This window comes from Polynucleobacter parvulilacunae (assembly GCF_018881715.1).
GTDB lineage: Bacteria > Pseudomonadota > Gammaproteobacteria > Burkholderiales > Burkholderiaceae > Polynucleobacter > Polynucleobacter parvulilacunae.
Genome location: NZ_JACVPW010000013.1, coordinates 205,668 through 218,352, shown reverse-complemented (window position 1 = coordinate 218,352; position 12,685 = coordinate 205,668). Strand labels below are relative to the sequence as shown.

10 protein-coding genes, 1 tRNA gene and 1 riboswitch are annotated in these 12,685 nt (G+C 47.4%); of the genes, 8 read left to right on the top strand and 3 right to left on the bottom strand.

Annotation, left to right across the window (positions count from 1 at the left end; translation table 11 throughout):
- Window positions 1–35 precede the first annotated feature (35 nt).
- Window positions 36–494, top strand: a complete 459-nt coding sequence (locus ICN18_RS09525) for a RidA family protein (protein ID WP_216190261.1) — start codon at window positions 36–38, stop codon at window positions 492–494.
- A 14-nt stretch (window positions 495–508) separates the two neighbouring features.
- Here ICN18_RS09525 and ICN18_RS09520 read toward each other — a convergent pair whose 3' ends face one another.
- Window positions 509–1,165: a nucleotidyltransferase family protein gene (locus ICN18_RS09520; RefSeq protein WP_216190259.1), complete on the bottom strand. Its 657-nt coding sequence runs from the start codon at window positions 1,163–1,165 to the stop codon at window positions 509–511.
- A 53-nt stretch (window positions 1,166–1,218) separates the two neighbouring features.
- Here ICN18_RS09520 and ICN18_RS09515 point away from each other — a divergent pair, with 53 nt between their 5' ends.
- Window positions 1,219–2,178 carry an XdhC family protein gene (locus ICN18_RS09515; RefSeq protein ID WP_216190258.1) on the top strand — a complete coding sequence of 320 codons (960 nt, stop codon included), beginning with the start codon at window positions 1,219–1,221 and terminating at the stop codon, window positions 2,176–2,178.
- Between the two features lie 9 nt (window positions 2,179–2,187).
- Here ICN18_RS09515 and parC read toward each other — a convergent pair whose 3' ends face one another.
- A complete protein-coding gene (parC, locus tag ICN18_RS09510) occupies window positions 2,188–4,632 on the bottom strand; it encodes a DNA topoisomerase IV subunit A (protein ID WP_255532191.1) in 2,445 nt (814 codons plus the stop codon).
- Window positions 4,632–6,620 (bottom strand): DNA topoisomerase IV subunit B, encoded by a 1,989-nt coding sequence (locus ICN18_RS09505; protein ID WP_216190256.1) that lies wholly within the window; start codon window positions 6,618–6,620, stop codon window positions 4,632–4,634. Before ICN18_RS09505 ends, parC begins: the two co-directional genes overlap by 1 nt.
- 79 nt (window positions 6,621–6,699) lie before the next feature.
- Between ICN18_RS09505 and ICN18_RS09500 the strand changes: the two genes are divergently transcribed.
- The 6 genes from ICN18_RS09500 (at window position 6,700) to thiC (ending at window position 12,662) form a co-directional block, all read left to right on the top strand.
- Window positions 6,700–7,920, top strand: a complete 1,221-nt coding sequence (locus ICN18_RS09500) for a CaiB/BaiF CoA transferase family protein (protein ID WP_216190255.1) — start codon at window positions 6,700–6,702, stop codon at window positions 7,918–7,920.
- A 4-nt stretch (window positions 7,921–7,924) separates the two neighbouring features.
- A complete protein-coding gene (locus tag ICN18_RS09495; protein WP_216190254.1) occupies window positions 7,925–9,157 on the top strand; it encodes an MFS transporter in 1,233 nt (410 codons plus the stop codon).
- Window positions 9,150–9,317 carry a hypothetical protein gene (locus tag ICN18_RS09490; protein WP_216190253.1) on the top strand — a complete coding sequence of 56 codons (168 nt, stop codon included), beginning with the start codon at window positions 9,150–9,152 and terminating at the stop codon, window positions 9,315–9,317. Before ICN18_RS09495 ends, ICN18_RS09490 begins: the two co-directional genes overlap by 8 nt.
- A gap of 42 nt (window positions 9,318–9,359) precedes the next feature.
- Window positions 9,360–9,434, top strand: a tRNA-Arg gene (locus tag ICN18_RS09485).
- 225 nt (window positions 9,435–9,659) lie between these two features.
- Window positions 9,660–10,493, top strand: a complete 834-nt coding sequence (locus tag ICN18_RS09480) for an NUDIX hydrolase (RefSeq protein WP_216190252.1) — start codon at window positions 9,660–9,662, stop codon at window positions 10,491–10,493.
- A gap of 82 nt (window positions 10,494–10,575) precedes the next feature.
- Window positions 10,576–10,684, top strand: a riboswitch (TPP riboswitch).
- 37 nt (window positions 10,685–10,721) lie between these two features.
- The gene (thiC, locus tag ICN18_RS09475) at window positions 10,722–12,662 is read left to right on the top strand and encodes a phosphomethylpyrimidine synthase ThiC (RefSeq protein WP_255532187.1); all 1,941 of its coding nucleotides are present in this window, start codon (window positions 10,722–10,724) and stop codon (window positions 12,660–12,662) included.
- Window positions 12,663–12,685 lie beyond the last annotated feature (23 nt).

Genomic DNA, 12,685 nt, shown 5'->3' with positions numbered 1-12,685 from the left:
CACTCTATTTTTAATTTAATCAAAAGAAACCGATCATGAGCACAAACATTAGCGAACGCCTTAAAACTCTTGGAATTGATTTACCCCCACCAGGACCGCCAGCTGCAGCTTATGTCATGGCAGCCACAACCGGCAATACCGTTTTTCTATCAGGTCATATTGCCAAACGCGATGGCAAGCCTTGGGTTGGAAAGTTAGGCAAAGACATGGATACAGAGACAGGCAAAGCAGCCGCTCGCTCGATTGCTATTGATTTAATCGCCACACTACAAAATCACTTGGGCTCGCTGGATAAAGTAAAGCGCATTGTTAAGGTGATGGGCTTAGTGAACTCCACTGATAGCTATACAGAGCAACATCTTGTTGTGAATGGTTGCTCAGAATTGTTATTTGAAGTGTTTGGTGATGCCGGCAAACATGCACGCAGTGCTTTTGGTGTCGCACAAATTCCACTTGGCGCTTGCGTTGAGATTGAGCTGATCGCCGAGATTTAATTCGATACCACTTCCTAGGGCTTGATCTTATCTAGCCCTAGTTTCTGAATGTCGTCTTGGGTGTCGACATCCAGGATATAAGCGCAATTGCATGTATCAAAAATTTTCACCAGCTCGGGATGCTGATCCATATAAGGCCTACAGACCATTTCTGGGATCGCTAAGATCCTTCGGATTACCTCTTTCGAAAACAATACGGGGTTGCCACGCTGGCCACTGACTATAGGCAAAACGATTTCTTGGTTTGCAGAGCGTTGATTAAATTGCTCCAGCAATGATTCGACCTCTTGCGCGCCGACATTGGGCTGATCACATAAAGCAATCAATAGAGCATCGTAATCACTCTGGAGTGCCTCAAGGCCAAGTCTCACAGACGACGACTGTCCCGCCTCTGGGTTTGGATTTCTGATCCAGGTTATTGGGCTTTGTATGCTGTTCTGAAGTGATTCAATTTCCCCCTCAACTTCATCCGGGTAAAAGCCAGTGACCACCAATGTCTCGGTTGGATTAAATCCTTTTATTGAGTGGATTAAGCGCTTTAACAAAGTGCTTCCATCCTTCTTTAATATGGCTTTGGGATAACCACCCAGGCGACCTCCCGCACCGGCAGCCAATATTAAGATGGCTAGGCGCAGTTTTGGATTATTGGACGGGTTACCAGAAAGAGTCATTAGAGTGATAATAAATAGTTATTACTAAAAGCATTTACAAAAGAAGATTCCGCATGAACAGTACCGATTTAAGCGTCCTCAAATCCGCTGTTGAATGGCTCCAATCGGGCCAGTCCGTTGCTATTGCGACCGTGGTACAAACTTGGGGCTCAGCTCCTCGTCCAGTGGGCTCATGGCTCGCCATTCGGGCTGATGGTCAAGTCGCTGGCTCCGTTTCGGGTGGCTGCGTTGAAGATGATCTCATTCGGCGCGTTCAAACGGAAATCCTGACTCGAGATACGCCAGAGATGGTGGTTTATGGAGTGACACAGCAAGAAGCAGCGCGTTTTGGCCTGCCTTGTGGTGGCACCTTACGCCTCTTCGTTGAACCAAGGCCAGAGTTAGCAATTTTAGAAAAATTACTAGAGAACATTACTTCTCACCAAATCACACGCCGTACAGTCAATGTATCCTCAGGAAAATCCGCCTTAAGCATTGGTGATCGTAGCGATGAGTTTTTCTGCACCGAACAAGAAATGCAGACCACTTACGGACCCCGTTGGCGCATGGTCATTATTGGCGCAGGGCAACTTTCCTTATATACCGCTGACTTTGCTTTAGCCTCTGATTTTGAAGTGATCGTGATTGATCCTCGCGAAGAATATGCCGAAGGGCTTAATCGCAATGACATCACCTTCTCAAAGGGTATGCCTGATGATGTACTGCTTGAGATCGGCGTTGACTCCCATACTGCGGTCGTAGCCCTCACGCATGATCCTAAGCTTGATGATATGGCGCTAATGGAGGCACTGAAGTCACCCGCTTTTTATGTTGGTGCATTAGGAAGTCGTAAAAATACCCAAAAACGCAAAGAACGCTTGCTAGAGTTTGATGTGAGCCGTGAACAAGTAGAAAAATTACACGGCCCTGTTGGACTGTATATTGGCGCTCTCACTCCACCAGAAATCGCTGTATCGATTCTGGCGGAAGTGATTGCCGTTAAGTATGGTGTCAGTATTCCGAAGAAGACCTAGATTGCAAACCTAGTTCGCTGTTAGCTTGCCATCTTTTAAGCGCGGTTCAACAAAGTGACCTTTGCGCGCACGGTTACCCGCAAACGACTTCAAGGTCTTTGCATCTAAACTCAATTCTGTTGGCTTGCCAGCACGGCCAGCCCCTGAATAAGTGGCTCCATCTGGCCCAACCGCAATAGCTGAAGCCAAATGCTCCTTGTCATCCAAGCCCATGAGGATTACACCTTTACCACCCGTTGGTAGACGTTTGAGCTCATCCAATGGGAAGACTAGCAACTTAGAAGCCTCTGACAAACACGCAACTTGCTTCATTCCAACCTTCACCTTGGCTGCACCTAGAGGTGCGTCACCAGGAACTTTGGCATCCATACTCAAGAATGATTTGCCTGCTTTGTTGCGGGTAGTCATATCAGCAACATTCGCCAAGAAGCCGAAACCTGCTCTTGTAGAGAGCAATACCAAATCATCGGATTGACCAGCATAGTAGGCAACCATTTGCGAGCCGGCAGCCAAGTTCACGAAGCTAGTTAATGGCGATCCATCACCGCGCGCACCCGGTAAGTCACTGACAGGCACTGTGTAAACACGTCCATCACTGCCGAACCCTTGAATCACGTCTACCGTTCGAACTTCGAAGGTGGCATATAAAGCATCGCCCGCTTTGAAACCAAATTGGGTTGCATCATGCTCATGACCTTGACGTACACGCACCCAACCTTTTTGAGACACGATGACCGTTACTGGCTCATCAATAACTTTGGTCTCAGCTACAGCACGCTTATCTTCCTGAATGAGAGTGCGACGATCATCGCCAAAATCCTTCATATCAGATTCGATTTCTTTGATGATGCGCTTGCGCAAAACGGTATCGCTTTGTAATAAACCTTCTAAGTCATCGCGCTCAGATTTGAGCTCTTTTAGCTCTTGCTCAATCTTGATGCCTTCCAAGCGAGCCAACTGACGCAAACGAATATCCAGAATATCTTCAGCTTGGCGATCGCTTAGTTTGAATTCCTTTATCAAATCGACTTTAGGCTCATCGCTATTGCGAATGATCTTGATAACTTTATCAATATTCAAAAGAACGGTTAAACGCCCTTCCAAAATGTGCATGCGATCTTTAACTTTGCCCAAGCGATGCTGAGTTCTGCGGGTAACAGTGGCCACTCTGAAAGCAATCCACTCAGAAAGAATTTCTCTCAAGCCTTTTTGACGTGGACGACCATCATTGCCAATCATCACCAAGTTCATTGGCGCATTGGACTCCAATGAGGTATGCGCTAACAGCAGGTTAACGAACTCATTGACATCAATATTTTTGCTCTTCGGCTCAAATACCAAACGCACTGCAGCATCTTTACTAGACTCATCGCGCACACCATCAAGCACATTCAGAATGGTTGACTTGAGATTATTTTGTTCTGGAGTTAAGGTCTTTTTACCAACCTTCACCTTAGGGTTGGTGATCTCTTCAATCTCTTGCAATACACGCTGTGAAGAAGTTGCTGGTGGCAACTCATTGACAACGATCTGCCATTGACCACGCGCTAATTCTTCAACAGACCAACGTGCACGCACTTTAATACTGCCGCGCCCTGCTTCATAAATCTGCGCAATTTCTGCTGCAGAAGAAATGATTTGACCCCCGCCCGGATAGTCTGGCCCAGGCATGATCTCCAATAGCTCAGGCGTTGTCATCTTTGGAGACTTCATTAAGGCGACTGCAGCCGTAGCCACTTCACGCAAGTTATGCGAAGGTATCTCTGTTGCCATACCAACCGCAATACCGGACGCACCATTGAGTAAAACAAATGGGAGACGAGCCGGTAATAGCTTAGGCTCTTGGAATGATCCGTCGTAATTCGGCGCAAAATCCACCGTACCTTCGTCAATCTCACTCAGAAGCAAATTAGCAATCTTCGTTAAACGCGCCTCGGTGTAACGCATCGCCGCAGCACCATCACCATCACGAGAGCCGAAGTTACCTTGACCATCAATTAAAGGGTAGCGGAGTGAAAAGCTTTGCGCCAAGCGCACCAGTGCATCATATGCAGATTGGTCGCCATGCGGGTGAAACTTACCCAACACATCACCAACAACACGAGCACTCTTTACTGGCTTAGCATCAGCACGTAGACCCATTTCACTCATGGAGAACAAAATACGGCGCTGAACCGGTTTCTGACCATCAGATACGTCTGGTAGTGCGCGACCCTTTACCACGCTAATGGCGTAGTCTAGGTAGGCTCTCTCAGCATATACCGCGAGAGTTAGACTGTCTTTACCGTCTTCGTTCAGATCAATTGTTTTGGGATCATGGTTACCAGAGCCACCAGAGGAGGCTGCCGCTACTGGCGCTTCTTCAACCTGAGCAATATCCACCTCTACTGGGTTGGAAAATAAATCGGCCTGATCAGCTGGATCGTTTTTTCCAGGGGTCTTTTTAGTTGTCATTAGATATCCGCCTCTACTTCATTGCCGCGCTCTTCCAACCAATCACGACGAGCTCCAGACTCAGATTTACCCATCAACATATCCATTGTCTTAAATGTTTCATCTTCAGTCCAAGTGCCTAAAGTTACTGGTAGCAAGCGGCGTGTATCAGGATTCAAAGTGGTATCCCATAATTGTTCTGCGCTCATCTCACCCAATCCTTTAAAGCGTGAGATCTGCCAGGCAGTTTCTTTCACACCATCTTTACGTAACTTATCTTCAATGGCTTGTAGCTCATTAGCATCTAAGGCGTAAATTTTTTGTGCTGGCTTTTTGCCACGCGCCGGAGCATCAACCCTAAATAGCGGTGGACGTGAGATATGCACATGACCTAACTCAATGAGTTTTGGGAAATGCTTGTAGAACAGAGTTAAGAGTAATACCTGAATATGCGCGCCATCAACGTCCGCATCAGAAAGAATGCAAACCTTGCCGTAGCGTAGGTTTGATAGATCAGGGGTGTCATTCGCACCGTGAGGATCTACACCAATTGCCACTGCGATGTCATGCACTTCATTGTTAGCAAACAAGCGATCTCGTTCAGCTTCCCAAGTGTTTAGAACCTTGCCGCGTAATGGCAAGATGGCTTGATATTCCTTATTGCGACCCATTTTGGCCGAACCACCCGCAGAATCACCCTCAACGAGGAAGATTTCATTCATACCGATATCCTGGCTCTCACAATCTGTCAGCTTGCCCGGGAGCACAGCTACGCCGGAGGATTTCTTTTTCTCCACCTTTTGACCGGCGCGGGTTCTCGCTTGCGCCTGCTTAATAACAAGGTCGGCCAGCTTACGGCCATAGTCAACGTGTTGATTGAGCCAAAGCTCTAGAGCAGATTTCACATAACCGGAAACGAGACGCACTGCATCACGTGAATTGAGGCGCTCTTTAATCTGACCCTGGAATTGCGGATCCAATACTTTGGCAGACAAAATAAATGAGGCGCGAGCAAATACGTCTTCAGGCATGAGTTTCACGCCCTTAGGTTGCAATGCATGCATCTCAATAAAACCTTTGACAGCATTAAAGAGACCTTCGCGCAAACCACTTTCATGAGTACCGCCGGCAGGAGTCGGAATTAAATTTACATAACTCTCGCGCACTGGTGCGCCATCTTCAGTCCAGCAAACCACCCAAGCCGCGCCCTCACCTTCAGCAAATGAATCGTCATCGCCAGTACCGGTTGCGTATTGCTCGCCTTCAAATGGGGGAATGACTTCTGCACCATGACCTGCTTGCGCTATTGCTTCATTCAAATAACCGCGCAAGCCTTGTGCGTATTGCCAAGTCTGGGTATCGCCTGTCTTTTCTTGAATCAAAGTAACTTTTACGCCAGGCAATAAAACTGCCTTAGAGCGCAATAAGCGAATGAGCTCAGGCATTGGAATCACTGAGCTATCAAAGTACCTACCATCTGGCCATGCGCGCACACGTGTACCGTGTGACTTATCTTCCCTTGAAGAAGCAATGGATTTAAGCTTCTCAATGACTTTGCCATCTGCAAATGTCAGGGTCGACATTTGGCCCTCACGCCAAACGGTTACTTCTAATCTTTTGGATAAGGCATTGGTTACCGAAACACCAACACCGTGCAAACCACCCGAGAATGCATATGCACCACCAGTGCCTTTTTCAAACTTACCGCCAGCATGCAACTGGGTAAACACAATCTCGACTACCGGTAACTTCTCGGTAGGGTGCATTCCCACAGGGATGCCTCGACCATCATCTTCTACGCTCACGCTGCCATCGGTATGCATGGTAACGATGATTTGCTTGCCAAACCCGCCTAACGCCTCATCCGAAGCGTTATCAAGCACCTCCTGGATGATATGAAGTGGATTGTCAGTGCGGGTGTACATTCCAGGCCGTTGACGGACTGGTTCCAGTCCTTTTAGGACCTGAATCGACGATTCGCTGTATTCGGAAGTTTTACGGGTAGCCATGCGCGCAAATTGTAGTCATGTCTGGGATCTAGGCTGAATTTTTCGGGAATTTCCCTGTCATCCATGCCAAAATTAGGGGATGGGAGCCTTAAGTCATATTCGCGTTTTAGACCTTAGCCGAGTCTTGGCTGGTCCTTGGTGCGCTCAAAATCTGGCAGATTTGGGTGCGGATGTTATTAAAGTCGAGAGACCTGGGGTTGGAGACGACACCCGCCACTGGGGACCTCCTTTTGCCAAAGATGCAAATGGCAAGGAAACCGATGAATCTGCCTATTTTATTTGCATTAATCGCAATAAACGCTCCATTACTGTTGATATAGCCAAACCTGAAGGTCAGGAGCTCATCCGCAAATTGGCTGCAGAGTCTGATGTAGTGATAGAGAACTACAAAGTAGGAGACTTAGCCAAATACGGGCTCGATTATGAAAGCCTGAAGCAGATCAAGCCCGATTTAGTCTATTGCTCCATTACTGGGTTTGGACAAACCGGACCTTACGCTCATCGCCCTGGCTATGACTTCATTATTCAAGGCATGGGTGGCTTTATGAGCGTCACAGGTGAAGCGCATGACTTTGAAGGTGCTAGCCCACAAAAATCGGGTGTGGCTATTGCCGACATCTTTACTGGCATGTACGCAAGCACAGCCATCTTGGCCGCCATCGTCCACCGCGACCATACGGGCGAAGGCCAATACATCGATATGTCCTTATTAGATACCCAAGTAGCGGTAATGGCCAATGTATCGAGCGCCTATCTCACCTCAGGTGAAGTGCCCAAGCGCTGGGGCAACGCCTCACCGATCATTGTTCCCTATCAAACCTTCCCCACATCGGATGGCTGGATGATTGTTGGTGCCGGCAATGACGGTCAATTCAGGCATTTTGTTACCGCTGGTGGTGAAGCACAGCTAGCAGATGACCCGCTGTATGTTTCTAACCCCTTACGCGTTGAACATCGCAAGCAGCTCATTCCTCTTTTAGAGAAGATGACGCGCAAAAAAACGAAAGGCGAATGGATTGCATTGCTAGAAAAAGCCAATGTTCCTTGTGGCCCAATCAATAACTTCAAAGAAGTATTTGAAAACGAACAAGTCATTCATCGCGGCGTGCAGATTGATGTTCCACACCCGACTGTTGGCACCATGAAATTGGTTGCCAGTCCGATGCGCTTATCTAAGACGCCCACCGAAGTGAGAATGGCGCCACCAACTCTAGGTCAGCATACGCAAGAGATCCTGCACGAGCGTCTTAAGCTCGACGATCAAGCGATTGAGGTCTTGCGAACCAAGGGAATTATTTAAGCCCATGACTGACCATACATCCAAGGTAGGACTCTCCATGAAGGAGGTCCTTATCTATGGCGGACTCATGGTGACCTTATCCATGGGCATTCGGCATGGCTTTGGGCTATTTAACCTCCCCATTACCTCAGCGAATGGTTGGGGACGTGAGACTTTTGCGCTAACTATTGCCTTGCAAAATCTGATTTGGGGTGCAGTACAACCGATTACTGGCGCTCTGGCTGATCGTTACGGTGCATTCAAGATCATGGTTGCAGGCGGGGTTTTGTATGCCTTGGGATTGGCTGGTATGGCGGTATCTACCGATGTGATGAACTTCACGTTGGCTGGTGGCTTGCTCATTGGTCTAGCGCAAACAGCAACAACCTATAGCGTGGTCTATGGAATCTTAGGTCGCAATGTATCTGCAGAAAAACGGGTTTGGGCAATGGGCATTACTGCAGCAGCAGGATCCTTTGGTCAGTTCCTCATGATTCCAGCTGAACAAGGTTTGCTCAGTATGCTTGGCACGCAAGATGCGCTGCTCATGTTGGCATTGATGGCCAGCCTCATGATTCCAACGGCGTTTATGTTGCGCGAGAAGAATTTCACCCATAACCACAAGCTGGGTGATCAAACCATCAAGCAGGCTTTAAAAGAAGCTGTCAGCAATCCAAGCTTTCGCTATCTGACCCTAGGTTATTTTGTTTGCGGCTTTCAGGTGGTCTTTATTGCTGTGCATTTGGCGCCATACCTAAAGGACCTTTCAGCTAGCTATCCGGCTGTTGGGGCACCAGTTGTAGCTACAACCGCCCTAGCCTTAATTGGTCTATTTAATATCTTTGGCACCTATAGCTCAGGCATCTTGGGTCAGCGCTTTCCTAAACGTTACTTATTGTCTGCAATCTATATTGGACGCTCTATTGCGATCGCCGCATTTTTATTGCTACCACCATCACCGATGAGCACATACATCTTTGCTGCCATCATGGGATTCTTGTGGCTCTCCACTATTCCGCTGACCAATGGTATCGTGGCGCAAATTTTTGGTGTGAAGTATTTAACGATGCTCTCTGGCCTGATCTTTTTCTCGCATCAATTGGGTAGCTTCTGTGGCGCCTTCCTGGGTGGATACTTATTTGATCAAACTGGATCGTATTTAATTGTTTGGGAAATTGCCATTGGATTGGGTGTCTTTGCTTTCTTGGTGAACCTTCCTGTCAAAGAACATTCGATTCAACGAGTGGTTAATGCCTAAGTCAATCCATAAGACAATGTTCAAGACAAGGCCGGCCTTCTGGAAAATTATTTCCTATGGATTTGTTTTGTTCGCCTTGTTATTTATTTTTTCAATGTACTTTGCACCCGATATGATGGTGGCCGTTACCAACCAAGTATGGGCGCTATGTGGCTGGTAATTTATTAGAATTCACTTAACATACTTTTAGCTTTAATTCAGACTCGCCGTAGCACAATGGATAGTGCACATGCCTCCTAAGCGTGGGATACAGGTTCGATTCCTGTCGGCGGGACCAGAATTTACTGATAGTTATCCACAGGCCTTGTGGATAAATCCTCAAAAGTTTTCGTAAGTCACAGATTTGTATAGGCTGACCTAGCTTGCCTAATTTGTGTGCAGAATTGATTTCCCTGTTTTGTGTAATTACTTATAAATATTTTGACTGGTGCATATCAATTTATGTGCTAGGCGAATCCATGAATCAAGGCGCAAGCCTTGAAGTTCCCTTACACTTAAGGCCATGACCAGTCTTTCAACCAGCACGCTAGCCGCCCTTGAGGAAATGCTCCAAAACACGGCGCGTTCTGCACCTGCGGATTTCTTGCCAATATATTTATCTCGCGGCCCAGCCGGCGAACAACTTATTGGTCACCTGAATCCGGAATTCACTCCCTATCTGCAAGAGTCATTACAAAAGGAGGCCATTCCACTGATTTCGATGGGTCACGACAAACTCTCTATTCAATTAACAAAGCCAAGGGATTTATCCAATAGTCTTTATCAATTGGCTAATCGCATGAGATTGGGTGGATTTATTCCTGGCTGGCGTAATGAAGACTTTGCATGGCTTGATCAGAATGGCCATAAATACTTTCGGATGGAACGTGCAGCATTTCGTACATTTGGCTTTCGCAGCATGGCCACACATATCAACGGTTATACGCAAGGCAATACCATTTGGCTAGGCAGACGCAGTGAAACTAAACCAACCGATCCAGGCAAATTAGATAACTTAGCAGCGGGCGGCATTACTGCCGATGAAACTCCTTGGGTTAGCGCACGTCGCGAACTTTGGGAAGAAGCTGGCGTGCCAGAACAAATTGCCGATCAAATTGAGCCCGTAGGACGTATTCATATGCGCCGTCCATCCATTGGTCGGGGCTTTCATGATGAACAGCTCTATATCTATGATTTAGAGCTAGCTGACAACTTTGTACCCACAAATCATGATGGTGAAGTCAGCGGATTTATTGAAATCTCGCTTCCAGAGGCTGCAGCCCGAATTCTGGCCGATGAGTTCACCTCAGATGCCGCATTTGTGACCGCAGACTTCATATTGCGCCGCAATAGGTAGGCAGTTACCTTAATGGGCCGTCCAAGCCCTGCTTGACTGGCGTCATACCCCAATAACCCAATTCGTGGTTAAATCCTTACTAAGGATGAAACAGGGGTGCCCTTCAAAGCGTATTGAGCTTGAAGGCGCTGAGAAAGACCCTAGAACCCGATCCAGGTAATGCTGGCGTGGGGAGTTACATCAGACCGACACCCGGTTTCGTCCATCTAAAACAGCTAGGAGATGGACATGAGTACAGGCAAGACTTCAACTAAAAACGCAAAACACGAGATTCCAAGTTTAAAAAGCTTGGAGCGCGACTTTGGGCAAAAGTTTGCCTATCCCGCCTCAACCAAAACGTATCTCCAAGGATCTAGGCCTGATATCAAAGCGCCAATCCGCATGATTGAGCAATTGCCTACTCGCGTTGGCGAAGAAATGATGGCCAACCCACCGGTACCTGTCTACGACACTTCAGGCCCATACAGCGATCCTGATGTGGTGATCAATCTTGAAAAAGGTTTGCCAAGACTGCGTGATACATGGATTGCTGAACGCAATGACACCGTTCAACTATCAGGCCCTAGCTCTGAGTATGGTGTTGCTCGCTCTCAAGATGAAGCTACACAAAATTTGCGTTTTTCACATATCAGCGCACCGCGCGTAGCGAAGTCTGGTCATAACGTCAGCCAAATGCATTACGCCCGCAAGGGAATCATCACGCCTGAAATGGAATACATCGCTTTGCGTGAGTCTATGGGCCTTGAGCAATTGCGCAAAGATCCAGCTTATAAACAATTATTGAAGCAGCATCCTGGCAAAGGCTATGGTGCCAATCTGCCAGAGATCATTACCGGCGAGTTTGTGCGCTCTGAGATTGCTGCTGGCCGCGCAATTATTCCGGCCAATATCAATCACCCTGAATTAGAGCCAATGATTATTGGCCGTAACTTCCGCGTAAAGATTAACGGCAACTTAGGCAACTCTGCGGTTACCTCCTCTATCAATGAAGAAGTAGAAAAGATGGTGTGGTCCATTCGTTGGGGCGCAGATACCATCATGGATCTCTCTACTGGTAAACATATTCATGAAACACGTGAATGGATTATTCGTAACTCACCAGTGCCTATTGGTACCGTTCCGATCTATCAGGCTTTAGATAAAACTGGTGGTATCGCAGAAGACCTCACATGGGAAATGTTCCGCGACACATTGATTGAGCAAGCTGAGCAAGGCGTGGATTACTTCACGATTCATGCGGGTGTATTGCTGCGCTATGTGCCGTTAACCGCTGATCGCATTACTGGCATTGTTTCTCGTGGCGGTTCGATCATGGCTAAATGGTGTTTGGCTCATCACAAAGAGAACTTCCTCTATACAAAGTTTGATGAGATTTGCGAAATCATGAAGGCCTATGACGTGTCATTTAGCTTGGGTGATGGCTTACGTCCTGGTTGTATTGCCGACTCTAATGATGCTGCACAGTTTGGCGAACTCCATACCCTTGGTGAATTAACTGCCAAAGCTTGGAAGCATGATGTGCAAGTCATGATCGAGGGTCCTGGCCATGTTCCAATGCAGCGCATTGAAGAGAACATGACCGAAGAGCTCAAGCATTGCTTAGAAGCTCCGTTCTATACCCTTGGACCATTGATTACTGATATTGCTCCTGGCTACGATCACATCACCAGCGGCATTGGCGCAGCGCAAATTGGCTGGTACGGCACTGCAATGCTTTGCTATGTCACACCTAAGGAGCATTTAGGTTTGCCGGATAAAGAAGATGTTCGTGAAGGCATCATTACCTACAAGATTGCCGCACATGGCGCTGACTTGGCCAAAGGTTTGCCTGGTGCTCAAGTACGTGATAATGCCCTCTCTAAGGCTCGCTTTGAATTCCGCTGGGAAGACCAATTCAATTTAGGCTTAGATCCAGAGCGTGCACGTGAATATCACGATGCCACTTTGCCTGCTGAAGGCGCCAAGATTGCGCACTTCTGCTCTATGTGCGGCCCGAAGTTCTGCTCAATGAAGATTACGCAAGAAGTGCGTGACTACGCTGCGACTTTGGATGCTGATGGCAATCCTAAAGCCAAGGTAATTCCAATTACTGAAGTGACCGATGCCTCTAAGGGTATGGAAGAAATGTCTGCGGAGTTCCGTAAGCGCGGTAGTGAAATTTATCAATGAGCCGTGAGAGATAAACGGTAAAA

Excerpts from the sequence above, each read along its gene's own strand:
- thiC (WP_255532187.1), top strand. The coding sequence starts at position 10,722 with ATGAGTACAGGCAAGACTTCAACTAAAAACGCAAAACACGAGATTCCA.
- ICN18_RS09515 (WP_216190258.1), top strand. The coding sequence starts at position 1,219 with ATGAACAGTACCGATTTAAGCGTCCTCAAATCCGCTGTTGAATGGCTC.
- ICN18_RS09505 (WP_216190256.1), bottom strand. The coding sequence starts at position 6,620 with ATGGCTACCCGTAAAACTTCCGAATACAGCGAATCGTCGATTCAGGTC.
- ICN18_RS09525 (WP_216190261.1), top strand. The coding sequence starts at position 36 with ATGAGCACAAACATTAGCGAACGCCTTAAAACTCTTGGAATTGATTTA.
- ICN18_RS09480 (WP_216190252.1), top strand. The coding sequence starts at position 9,660 with ATGACCAGTCTTTCAACCAGCACGCTAGCCGCCCTTGAGGAAATGCTC.
- parC (WP_255532191.1), bottom strand. The coding sequence starts at position 4,632 with ATGACAACTAAAAAGACCCCTGGAAAAAACGATCCAGCTGATCAGGCC.
- ICN18_RS09495 (WP_216190254.1), top strand. The coding sequence starts at position 7,925 with ATGACTGACCATACATCCAAGGTAGGACTCTCCATGAAGGAGGTCCTT.
- ICN18_RS09500 (WP_216190255.1), top strand. The coding sequence starts at position 6,700 with ATGGGAGCCTTAAGTCATATTCGCGTTTTAGACCTTAGCCGAGTCTTG.
- ICN18_RS09490 (WP_216190253.1), top strand. The coding sequence starts at position 9,150 with ATGCCTAAGTCAATCCATAAGACAATGTTCAAGACAAGGCCGGCCTTC.
- ICN18_RS09520 (WP_216190259.1), bottom strand. The coding sequence starts at position 1,165 with ATGACTCTTTCTGGTAACCCGTCCAATAATCCAAAACTGCGCCTAGCC.